Annotated in this window: 18 protein-coding genes and 1 pseudogene; 12 read left to right on the top strand and 7 right to left on the bottom strand. The window is 74.5% G+C overall.

What is annotated here, in order from left to right; all coding sequences use genetic code 11:
* Positions 1-14: 14 nt before the first annotated feature.
* Together J5Y04_RS06025 and J5Y04_RS06020 are read right to left on the bottom strand one after the other, a co-directional pair.
* The gene (locus tag J5Y04_RS06025) at positions 15-923 is read right to left on the bottom strand and encodes an aldo/keto reductase (RefSeq protein WP_209410783.1); all 909 of its coding nucleotides are present in this window, start codon (positions 921-923) and stop codon (positions 15-17) included.
* A 1-nt stretch (position 924) separates the two neighbouring features.
* A complete protein-coding gene (locus J5Y04_RS06020; protein WP_209411072.1) occupies positions 925-1,935 on the bottom strand; it encodes an NAD-dependent epimerase/dehydratase family protein in 1,011 nt (336 codons plus the stop codon).
* A 180-nt stretch (positions 1,936-2,115) separates the two neighbouring features.
* On the opposite strand from J5Y04_RS06020, the gene J5Y04_RS06015 reads away from it, so the two are divergent.
* Entirely contained in the window at positions 2,116-3,021 is a 906-nt protein-coding gene (locus tag J5Y04_RS06015) for a LysR family transcriptional regulator (protein WP_209410782.1), read from the top strand.
* 9 nt (positions 3,022-3,030) lie between these two features.
* Positions 3,031-3,639 (top strand): GNAT family N-acetyltransferase, encoded by a 609-nt coding sequence (locus tag J5Y04_RS06010; RefSeq protein WP_209410781.1) that lies wholly within the window; start codon positions 3,031-3,033, stop codon positions 3,637-3,639.
* 99 nt (positions 3,640-3,738) lie between these two features.
* Here the strand turns inward: J5Y04_RS06010 and J5Y04_RS06005 are convergent, their stop codons facing one another.
* From J5Y04_RS06005 to J5Y04_RS05985, 5 genes and pseudogenes are all read right to left on the bottom strand, one after another.
* The gene (locus J5Y04_RS06005; protein WP_209410780.1) at positions 3,739-4,182 is read right to left on the bottom strand and encodes a MarR family transcriptional regulator; all 444 of its coding nucleotides are present in this window, start codon (positions 4,180-4,182) and stop codon (positions 3,739-3,741) included.
* Complete coding sequence (locus J5Y04_RS06000) at positions 4,179-4,673, bottom strand: MarR family winged helix-turn-helix transcriptional regulator (protein ID WP_209410779.1); 495 nt, start codon at positions 4,671-4,673, stop codon at positions 4,179-4,181. Before J5Y04_RS06000 ends, J5Y04_RS06005 begins: the two co-directional genes overlap by 4 nt.
* 169 nt (positions 4,674-4,842) lie before the next feature.
* A pseudogene (locus J5Y04_RS05995) lies at positions 4,843-5,319 on the bottom strand (DUF4389 domain-containing protein); the annotation flags it as partial.
* Positions 5,320-5,509: 190 nt separating this feature from the next.
* Positions 5,510-6,406 carry a universal stress protein gene (locus J5Y04_RS05990; protein WP_209410777.1) on the bottom strand — a complete coding sequence of 299 codons (897 nt, stop codon included), beginning with the start codon at positions 6,404-6,406 and terminating at the stop codon, positions 5,510-5,512.
* Between the two features lie 147 nt (positions 6,407-6,553).
* Positions 6,554-6,835, bottom strand: a complete 282-nt coding sequence (locus tag J5Y04_RS05985) for a dsRBD fold-containing protein (protein ID WP_209410776.1) — start codon at positions 6,833-6,835, stop codon at positions 6,554-6,556.
* A 396-nt stretch (positions 6,836-7,231) separates the two neighbouring features.
* Here J5Y04_RS05985 and J5Y04_RS05980 point away from each other — a divergent pair, with 396 nt between their 5' ends.
* The 10 genes from J5Y04_RS05980 (at position 7,232) to J5Y04_RS05935 (ending at position 20,107) form a co-directional block, all read left to right on the top strand.
* On the top strand, positions 7,232-7,927 hold the full coding sequence (locus tag J5Y04_RS05980) for a CBS domain-containing protein (RefSeq protein ID WP_209410775.1): 696 nt from the start codon (positions 7,232-7,234) through the stop codon (positions 7,925-7,927).
* A 9-nt stretch (positions 7,928-7,936) separates the two neighbouring features.
* The gene (locus tag J5Y04_RS05975; protein ID WP_209410774.1) at positions 7,937-8,539 is read left to right on the top strand and encodes a CBS domain-containing protein; all 603 of its coding nucleotides are present in this window, start codon (positions 7,937-7,939) and stop codon (positions 8,537-8,539) included.
* A gap of 386 nt (positions 8,540-8,925) precedes the next feature.
* Positions 8,926-9,642: an ABC transporter ATP-binding protein gene (locus J5Y04_RS05970; RefSeq protein WP_209410773.1), complete on the top strand. Its 717-nt coding sequence runs from the start codon at positions 8,926-8,928 to the stop codon at positions 9,640-9,642.
* A gap of 3 nt (positions 9,643-9,645) precedes the next feature.
* On the top strand, positions 9,646-12,585 hold the full coding sequence (locus J5Y04_RS05965; protein ID WP_209410772.1) for an ABC transporter permease: 2,940 nt from the start codon (positions 9,646-9,648) through the stop codon (positions 12,583-12,585).
* 240 nt (positions 12,586-12,825) lie between these two features.
* Entirely contained in the window at positions 12,826-13,956 is a 1,131-nt protein-coding gene (locus J5Y04_RS05960) for an aminotransferase class V-fold PLP-dependent enzyme (RefSeq protein WP_307852949.1), read from the top strand.
* A gap of 246 nt (positions 13,957-14,202) precedes the next feature.
* Positions 14,203-15,546, top strand: coding sequence for a sugar ABC transporter substrate-binding protein (locus J5Y04_RS05955; RefSeq protein ID WP_209410770.1), 1,344 nt, complete (start codon positions 14,203-14,205; stop codon positions 15,544-15,546).
* Positions 15,543-16,484: a carbohydrate ABC transporter permease gene (locus J5Y04_RS05950; protein ID WP_209410769.1), complete on the top strand. Its 942-nt coding sequence runs from the start codon at positions 15,543-15,545 to the stop codon at positions 16,482-16,484. Before J5Y04_RS05955 ends, J5Y04_RS05950 begins: the two co-directional genes overlap by 4 nt.
* Positions 16,481-17,317, top strand: a complete 837-nt coding sequence (locus J5Y04_RS05945) for a carbohydrate ABC transporter permease (RefSeq protein WP_209410768.1) — start codon at positions 16,481-16,483, stop codon at positions 17,315-17,317. Before J5Y04_RS05950 ends, J5Y04_RS05945 begins: the two co-directional genes overlap by 4 nt.
* Positions 17,318-17,319: 2 nt before the next feature.
* Positions 17,320-19,035, top strand: coding sequence for a glycoside hydrolase family 36 protein (locus tag J5Y04_RS05940; protein ID WP_209410767.1), 1,716 nt, complete (start codon positions 17,320-17,322; stop codon positions 19,033-19,035).
* A 43-nt stretch (positions 19,036-19,078) separates the two neighbouring features.
* Entirely contained in the window at positions 19,079-20,107 is a 1,029-nt protein-coding gene (locus tag J5Y04_RS05935) for a LacI family DNA-binding transcriptional regulator (protein WP_209410766.1), read from the top strand.
* The last annotated feature ends 35 nt before the right edge of the window (positions 20,108-20,142 follow it).

Genomic DNA, 20,142 nt, shown 5'->3' with positions numbered 1-20,142 from the left:
CACCGTCCCGTCGCTCACCGTCCTGTCGGCCCCGCCTTGCCGGCCAACGGCTCGGCCAGGGCGGCGAGTTCGTCCGGTTGGAGGACGAGCCCGGCAGCGGCGGCGGAGTCGCGGATCGATGCGGGGCGGCGGGCGCCGGGGATCGGGACGACGGCGGGGGAGAGGGCGAGCAGCCAGGCGAGCCCGACCTGCTGGGGTGAGACACCGCGGGCGGCGGCGATCCGGTGGAAGGCACTCTGCCCGACGGTGGTGTCCTCGGGGTCGTCCAGCACGCTGCGCGACAGGCCGCCGAGCGGGCTCCAGGGCAGGAAGGCCAGGCCGAGCCGTTCGCAGAGCCGCAGCTCCGGTTCGGCGGCGCGGACGGCGGGGGAGAACCGGTTCTGCACCGAGACCAGGCCGTCGCCGAGGATCTCCCGGGCCGTCAGGATCTGCTCCTCGTCGACGTTGGAGATCCCGGCCGCGCGGATCTTCCCGGCCTCCAGCAGGTCGCGCAGGACGCCCACTGACTCGGCCCACGGCACCAGCGGGTCGGGCTTGTGCAGCTGGTAGAGGCCGATGGCCTCGACACCGAGCCGGCGCAGGGAGCCCTCGGCGGCCCGCCGGAGGTGCTCGGGCCGGCCGTCGACCGTCCAGGAGCCGTCACCGGGCCGGCCCCGGCCGCCCTTGGTGGCGACCAGCACGGCCGCGCGGTCGGCGGCCGGACGGGCGGCCAGGGCGCGGGCCACCAGCCGTTCGTTGTGGCCGAGTTCGCCGGCGTGCCAGTGGTAGGAGTCGGCGGTGTCGAGCAGGGTGACGCCCGCGTCGAGCGCGGCGTTCAGGGTGGTGAGCGCGGCGTCCTCGTCCGGGCGGCCCTCGACGGATAGCGGCATCGCGCCGAGGCCGATCGCGCCGACGGCGGTGCCGCCGATGGTGCGCTGTCGCATGTCAGGCCGCCTTTGCGGAGGTCGGGGTGAGGGTGGAGGCGGCCACGGCACCGGGCAGCCACTGCGCCGTCGGCGTGAACTCCAGGCCGAGCCCGACGGCTCGCCGGTTGTCCATCGGGTACCAGCGGTCGAAGGAGAACGGCGAGGCGTCCGTGCCGGTCGCGCTCCCCGCGCCTGGTGTACCGACCCCGGCCGTCGTGTCGGCCCCGCCCGGCACGACGCGGTAGCGGGCGGTGGTGCCGAGCCGCCCGGCGATCAGCTCGCAGAGTGCCACCACGTCGAGCGACCCGTCGGAGCAGGCGTTCACCGGGCCGACCGCCTCCATGGCGGCCATCCGCACCAGAGCGGCGGCGATCTCCTCGTGGTGGACGAAGGAGGTCGGCTGCGGCTCGCCGTGCACGGCCACCGGCCGCCCGGCCGCGATCAGCTCCGTGTAGTGAGCCAGCCGGCCGGTGAAGTCCCGCGCACCCCCGCCCAGCACGTGCGCGCTGCGCACACTGGCCCAGGAGAACGGCGGGTCCTGGGCGAGCACCGCCTCCGCCTGCCGCTTGCCCTCCGCGTAGCGGGTCGCCTCGTCGAAGCGGCGGGCGAGCGCCGCCGGGTCGTGCCACGGCAGCGAGAGGTCCACCGGCCAGCCGGCCGGGTCGACGGCGGTCTCCGGCACCGGCACGCCCGGCACGGTGCGCACCAGCGGCGAGGTCGCCGGGTCGTACACCTCCATCGTGGAGGTCATCACGTACCGCCCGGTGCGCTCGCCGAAGACCCGGCGGGCCACCGCCGCCTGATCGGGGGTGTACAGCACCTGGTCGATCACCGCGTCGAAGGTGCGGCCGCCGAGCGCCGTCGCCAGCGCGGCCTCGTCCGACCGGTCGGCGACGACGTGCTCGACGCCGGGCGGCGGCGGGGCCGAGCCGCGGTTGACCACGGTGACGCGGGCACCGGACTCCCGCAGCAGGGTGACCAGGTGGAGGCCGAAGTACCGGCTCCCGCCGATGACGCAGACGTTTCGCATGTCCTGTCCCCTCAGGTTGTGCTGGGTGCTTCCCACGGACACCACTCTGCTGGCGTATGGTCCTCAGCAGAACTACCGATCTACTGAACGCGTCACCAGCAGAACTGTTGACCGGGCCGACCCGGGGCTCACCGGGCTCACCGGACCGATCGGTGGACGAGGGCGACCAGGGGGAGCGCGATGATCGACGTCCGACGGCTGGCCATGCTCCGGGAGGTCGCCGAGCACGGCAGCTTCAACCGGGCGGCGGCCGCCCTGCTGCTCACCCCGTCCGCGGTGTCCCAGCAGATCGCGGCGCTCGAACGCGGCCTCGGCACACCGGTGGTGGAGCGCTCGACCCGCGGGGTGCGGCTCACCGAGGCCGGCCGTCTGCTGGTGGAGGCGGCCGGCGCCATCGACGCCGAACTGCGGCACGCCCGGGAACAGATCGGCCGGCTGGGCCAGGCCCGGCCCAGGCTCACCCTCGCCACCTTCACCAGCGGCGGCCGGCACCTGCTGCCCGCCGTCCTGGCCCGGTTCGCGGCCGACCACCCGGAGGCGGAACTGCGCATCCTGGAGCGGGAACCCGAGGACAGCCTGCCGATGGTCCGCGAGGGCACCGCCGACCTCGCCCTCGCCTACCACTTCGACGGCCCGCTGCCCGTCGTCCCCGGCGACCGCTCGGGCCTCGACTGGACGCCGCTGATGGACGACCCGCTCTCGGTGGTGCTCCCGGCCGGGCACCCGCTGGCCGGCCGGGAGGCTCTGGACCTGGCCGAACTCGCGCGGGAGCGCTGGGTGTTGGGCTGCCTCAAGACCGAGGCCTTCCTGCGCCGGCACGCCGAACTGGCCGGCTTCGAACTCCTGGTGGCCGGCTCCACCACTGACTACTTCTTCGCCCGCTCGCTGGTCGCCGCCGGGGTCGGGGTCTCGCTCGTGCCGCACGTCGCCCTCGAACCGGCCCAGCCCGGCACCCGGGTGGTCCCGGTGCAGCCCCCGCGCCCCGCCCGCCACTTCGGCGTCGCCCTCGCCCGGCGCCGCCGCCCCAACCCCTACGCGCAGGCCCTGGCCGCGCTGCTCCGGGAGCACGTGGGAGGCGCCGCGTAGGGTGGGTGGATGACCTCCCACAGTCCTCGCGTCCCGGTGCGGACGGCCACCCCCGCGGACATCGACGCCGTCGTGTCGACGCTGACCAGCGCGTTCTTCCACGACCCGCTGTGGGGCCCGGCCTTCCCCGACGTCGGGCGGCGTGCCGAGCAGGCGGCCGCGATGTGGCGGCTCTACGCGACCTCGGCGCTGCGGTACCCGTGGCTGCTGGTGACGCCGCAGGTCGAGGCCGCCGCGGTCTGGATCCCGCCGGGCGGCAGCGAGCTCACTCCGGAGGAGGAGGGCGGCCTGGTGGACCTGCTGACCCGGACCACCGACGAGGCGACGGCCGGGGCGATCCTGGCCATCTACGACCAGCTCTACTCGGTCGCCCCGAAGGAGCCGTGCTTCTACCTCACCCTGCTGGGCACCCACGCCGACCACCGCGGCAAGGGGCTGGGCATGGGCCTGCTGGCCGAGAGCCTGGCCCGGATCGACGAGCTCGGAGCCCCCGCCTACCTGGAGTCGTCCAACCCCGCCAACCTCGGCCGCTACCGCAGCCTGGGCTTCACCCCGCGCGACGAGCTCACCACCGCATCGGGCCACGTCGTCACCACCATGTGGCGCCCGGCCCGCTGAGGCTCACCCTGGCACGACGCCGCGGAGCCGGACGGTCATCCGGTCGTGCGGCTGTCCGCCTGTCCGGTCATCGGGTCGTGCGGTAGTGCGCCTGTCGGGTCATGCGGTCAACCTCGCAAGTTCCGCGTTGGCGCGCTCGGTGACCAGGGCGAGGACGCGGCCGGCGGCGGCCAGGTCCTCGGCGGGGATCCCGCCCCAGACGCGGGCGGTGACGGGGGCGGTCGCCGCGCCGACGGCGGCGAACAGCTCGCGACCCGCCTCCGTGGCGCGGAGGCGGGCGCCGTCCTCGACGAGCAGCTGCTCGGCCAGCAGCTCGTCGAGGGTGGCGCGGACGTCGGCCGGATCGGCCTTGAGGGAGGCCCCGATCTGCGTGATGAGCTGGTCGGGCGTCTGCGGGGCGTCGGCGGTGACGGCGACGCGCAGGGCGACCTGCTGCTGGAAGGTGAGGCCGTGCCCGGCCAGGACGTGCTCCAGGACGCCGCGGGCGGCGTAGTGGGCCAGGCCGAGGACGCGGGCGTCGGCGACGGGTGCGGTGCTGGTCATGGTGTTCTCCCCTGGGTGTTCTCGTCGTTGGACCGGGATGGGGTGAGGGGTGCGTCGAGCAGGGCCGTCAGCTCGTCGGTGAACGCGAGCGTCCGTGGGGCGTCGACGCCCCCGAGCGGCTCCAGGAGCTGCTCGTGCAGTTCCTGGACCACCGCGATCGCCTGCCGCGTGATGCTCCGGCCCTGCTCGGTGAGGGCGAGCTGCACGGCGCGCGGGTCGCGCGGGTCGCGGGTGCGCTCGACCAGGCCGGCCGCCTCCAGGGCGCGCGCGAGCTTCGAGACGTACAGCGCCTCCAGGCCGGTGTGGTCGGCCAGCCGGCGTTGACTGGGCCGCTCGCCGGTCCGCTGCATGCCGTACAGCGAGGCGACCACCGAGTACTGCGCGTGGGTGAGGCCGAGCGGGGCCACCGCGCGATCGACCGCGACCCGCCACTTGTTGGCGAGCCGCCACACCAGGAAGCCGGGCGTTGCGCCCGTGGAACCCTTGCTCATGGCAAATAGCGTACATGGCTACTATGTCCATGGCTACTGTTTTCGGGCTCTCGCCTCCGTGTCCCGGCTGCCGCCGGGCCGGTCGTCGGGGACGATCTTCCGGGACTTCACCAGCCGGTCCGGTGGGAGCTCGTGCGGGCACCGGGCAGGCGGAGAACCGCGCCGGTGTTCACCGCACGTCGCCGTCCGGCTCGGCGCCGTCCATGTCGAGCCGGAAGGGCGGGTACTCGTCGGTCATCAGGGCCGCGTAGGCGGCGACCCGGAACACCCAGCGGTTGAGGCCGATGACCAGGTCGAACAGGTCGCGGTGACAGCTGCCGGTGAACGCCAGGGCGACGGCGGAGATCAGCACCAGCAGACCGATCAGCCCGGACTCCGCCCAGCCCTCGCGCCAGCCGCCGGTGAAGATGCCGACCACCAGGTAGTGCGGAACGGCGAGCAGCCACCACTTGACCAGCACCAGTCCCCGGGACAGCCGCTCGGGGTACGCGACGTCGAGCCGCGCCGGGTAGTCCGGCTCGGCACGCAGGCTGAACGGCGGGTAGCGGTCGGTGCCCAGCGCGCCGTACGCGTAGTCGGAGACCCGCCAGCTCCAGCGCAGGACACCCAGGTTGAAGTCGAACTGGGGGCGCGGGTAGCGCTCGGTGAGGTGCCTTGCGGACATGCGTGCAACACGTGCGCACCCGGGCGGCCGGGCGGCCGGGCGAACCCGTCCCGGCCGTTCTGCAGTGCGCATCCCTGCGGGGCGCGGAGAAGCTCCTTCCCCCAGCCTGCTCCGGGAACACGGGCGACGCCAACGGCGGGCGCACTCGCACCGGACCGGTGGCGCAACGGCTTCATTCGTACGGAACGACCGCGACCGGGCACTGGACGTGGTGGATGGCGGCGTGCGCCACCGGCCCGAGGTGCGCACCGATCGGCGCCCGACGGACACGGCGGCCGACCACCAGGAGGTCCGCGCCGGCGGCGGCCTCGACGACGGTGGTCGCGGCGTGGCCGCGCACGAGTTCCGCGTTCACGGTCACCTGCGGCCGGCGCGACCGCCAGGGTGACAGCGTGTCCGCGAACTCGCGCTGCTCGGCGGCCGACAACTCCGCGTCCATGCTGCCGATCGCGGCGAAGGCCATGTACTCGCTGCCGGTGGGCGGCATCCAGGCGTGGACCGCCCGGAGCGGCGCCGAGCGTAGCCGGGCGGCCTCGAAGGCGAAGGCGATGACGTCGTCGCAGGCGTGCCGGAGATCGAGGCCGAGCACGACATCGCCCTGCGCCGAGGCGTCCGTCGTGGGACCGCCCGTCGTGGGACCGCCCGTCGTGGGACCGCCCTCCTCTGCCCGGACCAGCACCACCGGGCAGGCTGCCCGCCGCAGTACCTCCTGGCTGACGGATCCGACGAGGTAGCCACGGAGTGTGCCGAGCCCCCGTGAGCCGAGAACCAGCATGGCGGCGTTCCGGCCGGCCGCCTCCAGGGCCTCGGCCGGCTCCTCGGGGACGTGGGCCGAGGTGACCTCGGCGCCCGAGGCGAGCACGGCCCGGAGCTCCTCCTCCTTGGCCGCCAGCCTCTGCCGACTCCAGGCGATCGCATCGTCGGTGCCGAGGACGTCGGTCCTGCGCCACGGCCAGGCCTCGACGAGTTCGAGCGGCAGCCCGCGGAGGACCGCCTCACGGGCGGCCCAGCCGGTCGCGGCCACGCTCTCGGGCGAGCCGTCGAAGCCCACCACGATCGGTCCGTTCATGCCGGCCTCCGGTGTCGGGAAGGGGACTCCCGGTGCGGTGAGCGGTCGCCCCGGCAGGGCGGGCTCCGGCGCCCGTCGGCCGGCCGGCCGGGCCGGAGGCCGAGAGCGTGCACCACGATCCCCTGATGTCAGGCGGGTCCCTCGGTGTCAGGCGGAGCCGGACCGGTCGTTCGCGGTCGCGTCCGTCATCCCGGCCCGGAGCAGCATGTGCCCGAGCTCGACCAGGGCGCGCCCGGCCGCGTACTCGTCGCCGATCTCCGGTACGGGCGGGTCGTGCGGGTTGCGGTGGGCCTCGGTGCGGCTCTCCAGCGTGTTGTCGCCGGTGTCCAGCACGGCGTGGACCTTGGTGACGTCACCCTCCTCGAAGAGGTCCAGTCGCAGTTCCCAGCGCCTGGTACGGACGGGGCCTGATGCGGCGCTCGCGTTCATGGGCGGTTCTCCTCACGGACGGAGGCGGCTTCGGCCGACCGGTTGGTCGGCCTGCCGGCCGCCTCCCGCACTTCCATGGTGGGCCGAGCGGAGTGCACCGGCACGGGGAGGCTGACCGACGTCAGCGGATCAGCACGTGCCGCCGGTGACGGTGCCCACGCCGTCGGGGAAGGTCAGCAGGCCCGGCCGGGGCTGGGGCCGGGGCCCGCCGCTGTCCGTGGTCATGACGCCTCCGTCGGGGTCGGGTTCTCCCATCGTCACCCTCGCCGGTCGCGCTGTCCTGGGCCGAACCGGCCCGGTCGACCTGGTCCGGTCGGCCCTGTGCGGAGACGCGCGACGGGCGGAGAGTGAAGGCGGGACCCTCCCTACGGGCCCGTTCGAGGAGGAGTGAGGACGATGCAGCACCGCAGCGTCAACGACGTGATGACCCGTGAGGTCGTCACCGCCCGGCCCGACACGCCGTTCAAGGAGATCGCGGCGCTGTTCCACCGCAACGACATCACCGCGATCCCGGTGCTCGACGACCAGGACCGCCCGCTCGGGATGGTGTCCGAGGCCGACCTGATCCGCAAGGAGGCCGTCCTGCCCGACCCCGAGGGCCGCTACCCCGGCCGCTGGCTGGACGCGAAGGACCGCGCCCGTGCCGAGGCGGAGACCGCCGGCGGGCTGATGACCAGCCCCGCCGTCACCGCCCGCCCCGGCTGGTCGGTTCCCGAAGCGGCCCGGGCCATGGACAAGCACAGGGTCAAGCGCCTGCCCGTGATCGACGAGGCCGGCCGCCTGGTCGGCATCGTCAGCCGCAGGGACCTGCTCCAGGTCTTCCTGCGCCACGACGCCTCCATCCGCGAGGAGATCACGCACGACGTGCTGGGCCAGACCCTCTGGCTGGCGCCCGGCGACGTCCGGGTCACGGTGCACGACGGCGTGGTCACCCTGGAGGGGAGGCTGCCCCGCCGCAGCCTGATCCCGGTCGCCGAACAGCTGTGTCGGGCGGTGGACGGCGTGGTCGCCGTCCACGCCACGCTCGACTGGGCCGAGGACGACACCAGCCCCCGGCTCGAACACCCCCGCGCCTACCACGCCGCTTCGTAGGAGACCACCGTGACCAGCACACCGAGCGCCGTCGCCGACGTCATGACCCACGCGGTGGTCGCCGTCGGCCGCGACGCGGACTTCCGCGAGATCGCCGAGACCCTCCGACGCTGGCAGGTCAGCGCCGTCCCCGTCCTGACCGGCGACGGCCGGGTGATCGGCGTGGTGTCCGAGGCCGACCTGCTCATCGCCCGCGACCGGGACGGCGAGCGCGCCGACGCCCTGACCGCCGGGCGGATGATGTCCGTCCCCGCCGTCACCGTCCACCCCGGCAGCCCGCTCGGCGAGGCGGCCCGGGCGATGGCCCGCGGCCACCTCAAGCGGCTCCCGGTGGTCGACGACGAGGACTACCTGGTCGGCATCGTCAGCCGGGGCGACCTGCTGAAGGTCTACCTCGGCGACGACCGCGAGCTCGCCGACCGGGTGCGTTTCGAACTGGTCGCCACGCTCGGCCCGGCCGCCCCGGTGGACACCGACGTCCGGTGCGAGGACGGCCGGATCACCCTGTCCGGTGACCTGCCCGACGCCGTCTCCGCACCGGTCCTGGAACACCTGGTGCGGTCCGTGCCCGGAGTGGTGGGAGTCGAGCTCCGGCTTGGCGCCCCTGCCTGATCACGGCGTCCGCGACGAGGCGGCCTGCGCCCGCCGTCCGCGCCCGCGGCCTGCGCCGCCTCGCCGGCCGCCCTCGGCGAGGCGGCGCAGGCCGGCAGGAGCGCCACCCCGCAGGGCTCCGGCCGCGCGGAGGGCCGACCGGCCCGGCGCACGGGGCCGGTCGGCACCCGGGAGACGCCCCCGGTCGGCCGCGGCGGGGGACCGTCCGGCCCTGCGTGTCCGGCGGTGGGGGGACGAGAGTGGGAAACGAGCCCGATCCCCGAGGAGGTGGCGGAGATGATCCGCGTCAAGGTCGCCACCCGGCCCGGCCGGCCCGCCCGACCCGGCGGCGCCGCGCACGCACCGTCCGGCCGTCCGCTGCCCCACTGACGCAGGGAGGAGCCGACATGAACCCCCGCCGGCCGCTGCTGGCGGCCTTCGACGTCCGCAAGGTCTACCGGACCGGGACGGTCGAGGTGACCGCCCTGCGCGACCTCGACCTGACGGTGGACCACGGGGAGCTGGTCGGGGTGATGGGTCCGTCGGGGTCGGGGAAGACGACCCTGCTCAACTGCCTCTCCGGCCTGGACGACATCGACGCCGGCCGGGTCGAGGTGGACGGCCGGGACCTGTTCGCGATGTCGGACGCCGAGCGCACCGAACACCGGGCCCGGGCGATGGGATTCGTCTTCCAGGCGTTCAACCTCATCCCGGTCTTCACGGCCGCCGAGAACGTCGAACTCCCGCTGCTGCTCACCGGAACCCCGCCGCACGAGGCGCGCGCCCGGGCGGTCGGCATGCTGGAACGGGTCGGCCTCGGCGACCGGGTGACGCACCGTCCGAGCGAGCTGTCCGGAGGCGAGCAGCAGCGGGTCACCATCGCGCGGGCCCTGGTCGCCCGGCCGGCCGTCGTCTGGGCGGACGAGCCCACCGGCAACCTGGACAGCGCCATGGCCGGCCAGGTGATGGACCTGCTGACCGGGCTCAACCGCGACGAGGGCCAGACCATCGTGCTGGTCACCCACGACGAGGCGATCGGCCGCCGGCTGCCGCGCCTGGTGCGGATGCGCGACGGCCGCCTGGTCTCCGACAGCCTCCGGACCGAACTGGAACACGTGGACTGAGCGATGTACCCGAATCTGCTTCCACTGGTGCTCGGTTCGGCCGCCGCCGCCCTGCTCGCCCTCCTCCTGCTCGCCGTGCGGCAGCCGGTGGTCCGGCGACTGGCTCTGCGCCAGGTCGCCCGGCGCCGCACCGAGGCGGCCCTGGTCGTCACCGGCTCCGTGCTCGGCACCGCCATCATCGTCGGCGCCCTCGTCGTCGGCGACACCCTGAACTTCTCGGTCCGCCAGCAGGCCTACCGGACGCTCGGCCCGCTCGACGAACGGATCGTCGCCACCGACCCCGCCGTCGGACGGGACGTGACGGACCGGCTGCAACCGCTCACGGCCGATCCCGACGTCGACGGCGTCCTCACCGCCCAGGTCGCCCAGGCCGCCGCCGCGAACCCCCGTGGCGCCGGCGGAACGGTCGCCGAACCCCGCGTCCTCGCCTGGCAGACCGACCTCGACGCGGCCGGCCGCTTCGGCGCGGCGGGCGGGGACTCCGGCCTGCACGGGCCCACGCCCCTGCCGGGCCAGGTGGTGCTCAACGCGCCCCTCGCCCGCTCGCTCCACGTCGGCAGCGGGCAGATGATCACCCTGTACCTCTACGGGCAGGCGGTGGACTACCGGGTCGAGCGGGTGGTTGCGCAGCAGGGCCTGGCCGGGGCCGGCCTCGGCGGTCGCCAGAACCGCGACGTGTTCCTGCCGCCGGGCGCGCTGGACGCCGCGAGCCGCGCGGCGGGCACGCAGCCGCTGTCGGTGACCATGGTCTCCAACCGCGGCGGCGTCGAGACGGGCGACCGGCTCACCGACACCGTCACGGCGAAGGTCCGCACCGCCCTCGGCCCCGACACGGGCCGCGCCGCCGTCGAGACCCCCAAACACACGGTGCTCGTGGAGGCTCAGCGGACCGGTGACGTGCTCGGCGCCCTCTTCCTGATGATCGGCAGTTTCAGCATCATCGCCGGTGCACTGCTGCTGGTCAACGTCTTCGTGATGCTCGCCGAGGAGCGCAAGCCCCAGCTGGGCATGCTCCGGGCGGTCGGCCTCAAGCGCTCCCGCCTGGTCGGCTCCTTCACCCTGGAGGGTGCGGTCTACGCACTGGCCGCCACGGTGCCCGGGGTGGCGATCGGCGTCGGCGTGGGCTGGGGAGTCGCCCTGATCGCCGCCCAGATCTTCCGCGGCTGGTCGGTGGACGGCGGTGGCCTCTCCATCGTCTTCGCCATGACCCCGACGAGCCTGCTCAACGGGGCCGCGACCGGCCTGGTGATCGCGCTGGCCGCGATCGCCGCCACCAGCGCCCGGATCAGCCGGTTCAACATCATCGCCGCGATCCGGGAACAGCCCGCCGGTCCCGGCCGCGGGCCCCGGCGCCGGCTCCTGGTGGTCGCCACCGCGCTGGCCGTGCTGTGCGCACTGGCGGCCGTTCCCGCAGTCGCTCGCAGCCAGGCGGAACAGACCTACCTCCTGCCCGCCCTGGCCGTGCTCTGCGCCGTCCCCGCGGCCCTGCGGGTGCTGCCGCGCCGCGCCGTCACGAGCGTCGCCGCAGGACTCGTCCTGGTCTGGTCGCTGACCGCCAGCGTGCTGCGCCCGCGGGTGTTCGACACCCCCTCCATGGCCGTGTACGTCATCCTCGGCAGCCTCGCCGCCTTCTCCGCGGTGATCCTGGTCAGCGAGAACCAGCAGACCCTGCTGCGCCCGCTGCGCCGGGTGATGGCGAGGCCCACCCAACAGGGCCTCGCGCTGCGGCTGGCCGCCGCGTACCCGCTGGCCAAGCGCTTCCGCACCGGCTCGACCCTGGTGATGTACACCCTCATCGCGCTCGTCCTGGTGCTGCTCACCGAGATCTCCGGTCTCGTGAACGCCAGCGTCGGCCAGGCCACCAGGGACGCGACCGCCGGCTACACCTTGAAGCTCGACTACAACCCGCAGGCGGTGGGGGGCGATCCGCTCGCCGCCCTGCGCACCGGTCCGCTCGCCGCCCAGACGGCCGCCGTCACCCCGCTGCTCGACGCGCGGGGCCAGTCGACCGACCCCGGGCACCGGACCACGCGGCCGCTGGACACGGCGGTCGTCGGCGTACCCGACGGGGCGGTCTCGGGCATCGCCTTCCGGGACCGGCTGCCGGGCCTCCCCGACGACCCGGCCGTCTGGCAGGCGCTGGCCACGCACCCCCAGTACGTCGTCGTGGACAACTTCTTCGGATCCACCGGCGGTCCCGCGGGCAAGTACTTCGCCCCCGGCGACACCCTCACGCTCACCGATCCGGGCACCGGGCGCGCCGAGCAGAAGACGATCGCCGGCGTGCTGAAGAGCGGGCTCGCCTTCTACCCCGCCAACGGCAACAGCGCCACCGTCTACCCGGTGATCGCCGGCGAGCGGAGCGTCGCGCAGCAGTTCGGCGCCGACGCGCGGACCGCCGGCGCGCTGGTCCGCACGGCCCCCGGGGTCTCCCCGGAGGCCCTCGCCGGCCGTCTCCAGGGCGAGTACCTCCCGGCCAGTCTGGTGGCCAGTCCGATCGCCTCCGACGTGCACCGCCTGTTCGCCGCCGACACCGCCTTCTTCAAGCTGATGCAGGGCTTCCTCGCCCTCGGCCTGCTGATCGGCATCACCGGTCTCGGCGTCGTCATGGTCCGGGCCGTCCGGGAGCGCCGCCGCACCATCGGCGTGCTGCGCGCCCTGGGCTGCCAGGCCCGGACGGTCGAGCGGTCCTTCCTCTGGGAGAGCGGCTTCATCGCGCTGGAGGGGGTTCTGCTGGGCAGCTTCCTGGGGGTGCTCACCACCTGGCTGATGTACCAGAAGAGTTCCGCCTTCACCGGGCTCGAAGGCGGGTTCCCGATCGAGTGGGGGCCCGTCCTCGCCCTGGCCGGCGTCACCCTGGCCGCGTCGCTGCTGGCCGCACTCGGTCCCGCCCGGCACGCGGCCCGGATCAGGCCGGCCCTTGCCGTGCGCCTGTCCGACTGACTGCGCCCCGGGCCCTCGGCCCTGGTTGCCGGAGCCTCTCGTTCCGGTGGCGACACGCCGCCGGGCCCCCGCGCCGGGTAACGGAAGGGTCTCGGGGCGGCAGGAGGTCGCGCAGGGGTCTTGACGGGAACAGGTCGTCAAGCGTTTGCTGTCTCCCACCCCGCAGACCTGTTTGGTTCTGCTCGGTTTTGTGGATTTGAACGTTCAAACTCGGTTCGAACTCGGAGGGATCTCATGCCGGTGCGCTCTGTCCCGGAGTACCTGCGGCAGTTCGGCGAGCCGGCCGGGTATCTGGACTTCGCACGGTTCGGCCCGGTTTCGGCCTCGGTGCACGAGGTGCTGGTCCGGTCGGCCACGCAGATCCGCGACCGGGGGTGGGGTGCGCTGGAAGCCCTGGACGTGGCGGGGGAGGAGGCGGCCCGGACGGCGGCGGAGCTCCTCGGGTGCGCGCCGCACGAGATCGCGTTCGTCGGCTCGACCTCGCACGGCATGTTCGCCGCGGCCCACGCCTTCGCCGCCGCGCCGGCCGGGAGCACCGTCCTGGTCTCCCGGTCGGACTTCCCCGGTGCGGTCTACCCCTGGCTGCGGGCCGCCGGCAACGGTGGTCTGGCGGTGCGGCTGCTGGACGGCCCGGTCACGGCGGACGTGGTGCGGGCCCACCTGGACGAGCGGGTCCGTGCGGTCTCGGTCTGCGCGGTGGACAGTGCCACCGGGTTCCGGGCGCCGCTGGCCGCGATCAAGGAGGTGATCGGTCCGGGGCGGGTCCTGGTGGTGGACGCGGTCCAGGCGCTGGGCGCCGTGGAGTTCGCCGTCGACGCCGCGGACGTGCTCGCCTCCGGCGGCCAGAAGTGGCTCCGGTCCGGCTGGGGCGCTGCGCTGCTGCTGGTCCGCGACCGGGTGGCCGGGCTGCTCGGCCCCGGGCTCGGCGGCTGGTCGGGCGTCCTCGACCCGATCGACGCGCCCGACCACCCGCGCCCCGCCAGGCCGGGGGCCGTCGCGCACACGCTCACCAACCCGGACGGCCCGGCCGTCGCCGCGCTGGGCGCGGGCCTCGCCCTGGTCCGGGACGTCGGCGCGGCGCGGATCGACGCCCGGATCGGCGAGGTGCTCGGCGTCCTGCTCGACGCCGCCAGGGCGGCCGGCGCCGAGACCTCCGGCGGTCCTGGCGGAGGTGGGGAGGGCGGCGGCAGCGGGATCGCCCGGCTGCGGCTGCCCGGCGCCGACCCGCAGGCCGTCCACGACGCGCTGACCCGGGAGGGCCTGTCCACCACCCGGCGCGGCGACTGGATCCGGTTGTCGCCGCACGCCAGCACCGACCCGCACGTCGCCGCCCGGCTGGCCGGGGCACTCAAGCTCGCCGCCACCGGCTGACCGGCGCGCCGGCCAGCACGCCCAACGCCTTCCGACCGGCACACCTGCCGCCTCCCGACCGCCTTCCGACCGGGGCCGGCCGGGAGGCCCCGAGCCTCCGCCCCCGCAACAACCGCACCAGCCCGCAAGCCCTTCGCGACCACCGCACGACCAGAGCACCGCGCAACCCACCGCACGACCCACCGCACGACCCCCGCAGGCCAGGGCCCACCCCCTTGACCGGGCCACCCCTCAGAGAGGAATGCAATGTCACACCTTTCCCGTCGTGATCTGCTCCGCACCACCGGAGGCGGCCTGCTGGCCCTGGCGGCCGGCGGCGCGCTGTCCGCCTGCTCCGGCTCCGGCGGCGACGCCGCCCCGGGCGGGGACGCCGCCACCGGCACGATCACCGTCTGGTCCTGGGCCACGGCGGCCGAGGCCCTGCGAGGCGTCGTCCCGGCCTTCGAGAAGGACAACCCCGGGATCAAGGTCGACGTCCAGGACCTCGGCGAGCCCGCGATCTGGGACAAGATCACCGTCGGCATGGCAGCCGGCGGCCAGGGCCTGGGCGACGTCCTGCACATCGGCTGCGACTACCTGCCCGGCTACATGGAGAAGTTCCCCGGCGGCCTGGCCGACCTCTCCGGGCTGGGCGCGGACGCCCACAAGGACAAGTTCGCCCAGGGGCTCTGGCCCGTCGTCACCGGCAAGGACGGCCGCGTCCACGCGCTGCCCTGGGAGGTGAACCCGCTCGGCTTCTTCTACCGCAAGGACATGTTCGACAAGGCGGGCATCGATCCGACGACCTTCCAGACCTGGGACGACGTGCTCGCCATCGGCGACCGGTTCAAGGCCGCCAACCCCGGCATGGCCCTGGTCGGTCTCAACCGGCCCGCCACCCCCGGGCCCGACCTCGACTTCCTCCAGTCGCTGATGCAGCTCCAGGGCGCCTTCTACTTCGACCTCAAGGGCGACATCACCGTGAGCTCCCCGGAGGCGGTCCGGGCCCTCACGATCATCAAGCGCCTCGACGAGGCCGGACTGGTCGCCGACGCCGCCGGCGACCACGGCTGGCGCAACCTGATGAAGGCCGGCAAGCTCGCCCTCGGCCCCCTGCCCGCCTGGGCCGCGCACTACCTGGAGGCCAAGTTCCCCGACCAGAGCGGCAACTGGCGCCTCACCCGGCCGCCGGCGGTCACCCCCGGCGGGAAGCGCACCGCGATCGTCAACTCCACCTACCTGGCCGTCGCCGGCTCCAGCCCGCGCCGCGTCGCCGCCTGGAAGTTCGTCGAGTACGCGCTCACCCGGCCCGCCTCGGTCAACGCCATGTTCACCTCCGGCGGCGTCTTCCCCGCACTGACCGCCGCCTACGCGGACCCGATGTACTCCGCGCCCGCCCCCTACTACGGCGGACAGCCCGTCCTGCGGACCTTCGCCGACCTGCTCGGCGAGGGCGCCGATGCCACCAACTACTCCGCCGACTTCGCCCGCGCCCTCAAGCTCGCCAGCGACGCCCAGACGAAGGTCTTCCTCAAGGGCGCCGACCCGGCCGCCGCCCTCCAGGACGCCGCCAAGCAGCTCGCCCAGCAGACCGGGCGCACGGTCCGGTGACCACGGCCACCCGAACCGCCGCCCCGGCCGGACCGGCGGCGCCGCGCGCCCGCCGCCGGTCCGAGCCGCGCCCCCGGTCCCGCTGGCGCCGCAGGGCGGTGCCGTACCTGCTCCTCGCGCCAGCCCTGATCACCTTCGCCGTGTTCAAGGCCTACCCGATCGTCTCCTCACTGCTGCTGTCGCTGACCACCGGCGCCGGCGCGGCCACCCGCAACGCGGGCACCGCCAACTACCGGCGCCTGCTCCACGACCCGCTGTTCTGGACGGCCCTGCGCAACACCGCTCAGATCCTGGTCGTGCAGGTCCCGCTGATGCTCGTGCTCGCGCTGGGCCTGGCCGTCGGCATGAACTCGGCGTTCGTCCGGTGGCGCACGGCGTGGCGCCTCGGCGTCTTCATGCCGGCCGTCACCGGCCTGGTCGCCACCGGCGTGGTCTTCGCCTTCCTCCTCAACACCCGCCAGGGCGCCGTCAACCACCTCCTCGAACAGATCGGCCTGCCCGGCGTGGACTGGCTCGGCAGCCCGTTCTGGTCCCGGATGGCCGTCGTCCTCGTCCTGACCTGGCACTACACCGGCTACAACGCCGTGATCTACCTGGCCGGCCTCCAGGGCATCCCCCGGGAGCTGTACGAGGCGGCCATGGTGGACGGCGCGGGCCCGCTGCGCCGCTTCGCCTCCGTCACCCTGCCCGCCCTGCGCCCGGTCCTGCTGTTCACCGTGGTGCTCTCCACCATCGGCACCCTCCAGCTCTTCGACGAGCCGTACGTGCTGACCCGCGGCGGCCCGGACAACGCCACCCTCACCGTCTCGATGTACCTGTACGACAACGGCTTCCGCTACTTCGACTTCGGCTACGCCTCCGCCATCGCCTACGCGCTCACCCTGCTGGTGTCGGTGCTCGGCGCGGCCCAGATGCGCCTGATGGGAGAACGCCCATGAGCACCGCGAGGTCCGCACGGCTGCGCGGCCTGCCCCTGACCCTCGTCCTGGCGGGCGTCGCCGGCCTCTCCGTCGGCCCCTTCTACTGGCTGGTGGTGGCCGCGACCCACGGCGACTCCGAGATCTTCGACTGGCCCCCGAACCTGCTGCCCGGAAGCCATCTGGGCGACAACCTCTCCCATCTCCAGGACAAGATCGGCCTCGGGCGGGTCGTCCTCAACTCGCTGGCCATCGCCGGCCTGCAGACCGTCGGCGCGCTGATCGTCGCCCTGCTCGCCGGCTACGCCTTCGCCAAGTTCCGGTTCCGCGGCCGCACCGTCCTGTTCGCCCTGCTGCTCTCCACCCTGGTGGTGCCCGAACAGGTGATGCTGGTACCGCTGTTCAAGATGATGATGTCGATCGGCCTGCTCGACAGCTACCAGGCCGTGGTGCTGCCCGGCCTCTGCGTGCCGTTCGCGATCTTCCTGATGCGCCAGTCCCTCAGCAGCATGCCGGACGAACTCCTGGACGCCGCCCGGGTCGACGGCGCCGGCGAGCTGCGGGTGCTGTGGAGCGTGGTCGTCCCCGTCATGCGCCCCGCCCTGGCCGCACTGGCGATCTTCCTCTTCCTCGGCTCCTGGAACCAGTTCGTCTGGCCGCTGATCGCCCTGCGCAGCCCCGAGATGCACACCCTGCCGGTGGCGCTCGCCACCCTCCACGCCAGCGAGGCGACCACCGACTACGGTGCCATCCTCGCCGGAACCGCCGTTTCCACCCTGCCGATGATGGTCCTCTTCCTGGTCCTCCAGCGGCAGTTCATCTCCGGCCTGCTGGCCGGCGCGACGAAAGGCTGACCATGGACGAAGTCTGGGAACCGCACGCCCCCGCCGCCGGCGCCCTCCGGCCGCTGCCCGCCGACGGACTGGACCTGCGGGCCGGCGGCACCGCCACGGTCCGGCCGGTCGCCGAGGGCGTCGTCGAGGTGACCGCCGAGAGCGACGGCGAGACCCGGATCGAGTGGCGCGTCCCGTGCGCCGACGCCACCGCCTTCTGGACCCCCGAGCCCCGCGGCACCGGCTGGCTGCCCGCCGCCTGGAGCGCCCCGCGGGGGATCTCCCTGGCCAAGGGCGCGCCGGTCGCCGCCCTGGTCGGCACCGGTGACGTCGCCCTCTGCGCCTTCGCCGCCGACCGCACGGACGTCCTGGCCGGCGCCGGAGTCGTCGAGGAGAACGGCGAGTTCCGGTTCTGGGCCCAGGCCACCGGACGCCTCACCGTCCGGATCGACACCTCCCGCCGCCACTTCGCCGGCTGTCTGGCCGACCTCGCCGGCTGGTGGGGGGAGGGGCGGACGGCCCACGTCCCCGAGGCCGCCCGCCGTCCCGCCTACTCCACCTGGTACACGCTCCAGCAGAACGTCACCCCGCAGGCCGTGGAGACCCAGGCCGCCCTCGGCAAGGCCCTCGGCCTCGACACGATCATCGTCGACGACGGCTGGATGACCCGGGACCGCGCCCGCGGCTACGCCCACTGCGGCGACTGGGAACCGCTCTCGCTGCCCGACACCGCCGCCCACGTCGGCCGCGTCCACGACCTCGGGGTCCACTACCTGCTCTGGTACGCCCTGCCGTTCATCGGCAAGGAGAGCGCCGCCTGGGACCGGCTCGGGCGTTACGCGCTCGCCGACGCCGCACACATGGGCGCCGTCGTCGCCGACCCCCGCTACCCGGCCGTCCGCGAGCACCTCACCGACCGCCTCGCCAGGGCCGTCGAGGAGTGGGGGATGGACGGACTGAAGATCGACTTCATCGACTGGTTCGCCGCCCCGGACCCGCCGGCCCCCGGGCCCGAGGCGGACTGCGCCACCGTGGACGAGGGCGTCGAACTGCTGCTCGCCGCCGTCCACCGCCGGATCACCGCCGCACAGCCGGAGGCGATGACCGAGCACCGCCAGCCCTACACCAGCCCCGGCCTCTGGCCGTGGACCACCATGATCCGCGCCACCGACTGCCCGCTCAGCCCGCAGGAGAACCGGCAGCGCACCCTCGACCTGCGACTCGTCGCCGGGCCGGTCGCGGTCCACTCCGACATGCTCATGTGGCACCCGGCCGAGCCGCCCGAGCAGATCGCCTGCCACCTGATCAACGTCCTCTTCGCCGTCCCGCAGATCTCCGTCGACCTGGCGGCCCAGAGCCAGGAGCAGCGCGAGGCCCTCGCGTTCTGGCTCGGCGTCGTCCGCGAGCACCTGGCCACCCTGCAACTCGGCGAACTCCGCCCGGCCAGGCCCGACCTCGGCTACCCGATGGTCACCGCGACCGGCGACGGGACGGTGGCGGTCGCCCGCTACGCCCCGCTGCCCGTGCGGGCCGGCGACGGGCCGTGGCACACCCTGCTCGTCGCCAACGCCGACGACGACCCCGAGGTGCGCCTGCCGGGCCTGCGGGGCAGGGCCGAGGTCACCGTCCAGGACGCCCGCGGGCGTATCGTCCGTAGCGACACCGCCGACCTGGCCGGCGACGACGTCGTCACCGTCCCCCGCGGGGGGCTGCTGACCCTACGCCGGACGCGGGGATAGCGGCCGCCCCGTCCACCGTCCCGACCCACCGACCGGAGCACCGATGACCCAGGGAGCACGCCCGCCGCGCCGGGCCACCACCATCGCGGAGGTCGCGCGCGCGGCGGGCGTGTCCCGGCAGACCGTCTCCAACACCCTCAACGCTCCGCACCGCGTCCACCCGGACACCCTGGCCCGGGTCACCGCGGCCATCGAGGAGCTCGGCTACCGGCCCGACCAGTCGGCCCGCTCGCTGCGCACCGGCGAGCGGCGGACCATCGGCTACCTCGCCCCGGTGGACGACCCCTTCGACCCGAACCCGCTGATGGCGGGCTTCCTGGAGGCCCTGGTGGACGCGGCGGGCGCCGAGGGGCACCGCGTCCTGCTGGTCCGCCCGACGGCGGGTGACGAGGCGGCCCGGGCGGCCATCGACGAGCTGGTGGCGGCCCGTCAGGTGGACGGGCTGGTCTTCGCGGACGTGCTGCACGAGGACGCCCGGGTCGCACGGGCGGCGCGGGCCGGCGTCCCGTTCGCCGCCTTCGGCCGCACCGCGCCCGGCCTGCCGCAGCACTGGGTGGACATCGACAACGGCGCGGCGATGGCGGACGTGGTCCGGCACCTGGCGGCGCGCGGCCACCGCAGGGTCGGCTTCGTCGCGTCCGACTCGGAGCCGCCCTGGATGGCGGCGCGGCGCGAGGGCTTCCACGCCGAGGCCCGCCGGCTGGGCCTGGAGGTGGTGCAGGCGCCGCCGGGCGCACCCGGGGCGCCGCGGGTGGCCGCGCTCCGCGAACTGCTGCGCGGCCCGCAGCGGCCGACGGCGGTGGCGGCCGAGAGCGACCTGCCGGCCCTGGACGTCTACGAGGCGGTCCGTGCCGAGGGGCTGGCCGTCGGGCGCGACGTCGCGGTGACCGGCTTCCACGACACCCCGCTCTGCCGGCACCTGCACCCCGCGCTGACGTCGGTGCGGCTGCCGCTGCGCGCCATAGCGGCCACCCTGGTGCGGCTGCTGCTGGCCCAGGTCCGGGGGGAGTCCGTGCCCGCCGCCGGGCAGGTGCTGGCCGCCGAGCTGGTCGTCCGGGCGAGCTCGCAGTAGCCCGGCGCAGGCCGCCGCCGGCAGGCCGCCGGCCA

It is taken from the genome of Kitasatospora sp. RG8 (genome assembly GCF_017813315.1).
Classification (GTDB): Bacteria; Actinomycetota; Actinomycetes; order Streptomycetales; family Streptomycetaceae; genus Kitasatospora.
The sequence above is the reverse complement of the archived record's forward strand: the minus strand, read 5'-3'. Positions and strand labels throughout refer to the sequence as shown.

Excerpts from the sequence above, each read along its gene's own strand:
- J5Y04_RS06025 (WP_209410783.1), bottom strand. The coding sequence starts at position 923 with ATGCGACAGCGCACCATCGGCGGCACCGCCGTCGGCGCGATCGGCCTC.
- J5Y04_RS06020 (WP_209411072.1), bottom strand. The coding sequence starts at position 1,935 with ATGCGAAACGTCTGCGTCATCGGCGGGAGCCGGTACTTCGGCCTCCAC.
- J5Y04_RS06015 (WP_209410782.1), top strand. The coding sequence starts at position 2,116 with ATGATCGACGTCCGACGGCTGGCCATGCTCCGGGAGGTCGCCGAGCAC.
- J5Y04_RS06010 (WP_209410781.1), top strand. The coding sequence starts at position 3,031 with ATGACCTCCCACAGTCCTCGCGTCCCGGTGCGGACGGCCACCCCCGCG.
- J5Y04_RS06005 (WP_209410780.1), bottom strand. The coding sequence starts at position 4,182 with ATGACCAGCACCGCACCCGTCGCCGACGCCCGCGTCCTCGGCCTGGCC.
- J5Y04_RS06000 (WP_209410779.1), bottom strand. The coding sequence starts at position 4,673 with ATGAGCAAGGGTTCCACGGGCGCAACGCCCGGCTTCCTGGTGTGGCGG.
- J5Y04_RS05990 (WP_209410777.1), bottom strand. The coding sequence starts at position 6,406 with ATGAACGGACCGATCGTGGTGGGCTTCGACGGCTCGCCCGAGAGCGTG.
- J5Y04_RS05985 (WP_209410776.1), bottom strand. The coding sequence starts at position 6,835 with ATGAACGCGAGCGCCGCATCAGGCCCCGTCCGTACCAGGCGCTGGGAA.
- J5Y04_RS05980 (WP_209410775.1), top strand. The coding sequence starts at position 7,232 with ATGCAGCACCGCAGCGTCAACGACGTGATGACCCGTGAGGTCGTCACC.
- J5Y04_RS05970 (WP_209410773.1), top strand. The coding sequence starts at position 8,926 with ATGAACCCCCGCCGGCCGCTGCTGGCGGCCTTCGACGTCCGCAAGGTC.
- J5Y04_RS05965 (WP_209410772.1), top strand. The coding sequence starts at position 9,646 with ATGTACCCGAATCTGCTTCCACTGGTGCTCGGTTCGGCCGCCGCCGCC.
- J5Y04_RS05955 (WP_209410770.1), top strand. The coding sequence starts at position 14,203 with ATGTCACACCTTTCCCGTCGTGATCTGCTCCGCACCACCGGAGGCGGC.
- J5Y04_RS05945 (WP_209410768.1), top strand. The coding sequence starts at position 16,481 with ATGAGCACCGCGAGGTCCGCACGGCTGCGCGGCCTGCCCCTGACCCTC.
- J5Y04_RS05940 (WP_209410767.1), top strand. The coding sequence starts at position 17,320 with ATGGACGAAGTCTGGGAACCGCACGCCCCCGCCGCCGGCGCCCTCCGG.
- J5Y04_RS05935 (WP_209410766.1), top strand. The coding sequence starts at position 19,079 with ATGACCCAGGGAGCACGCCCGCCGCGCCGGGCCACCACCATCGCGGAG.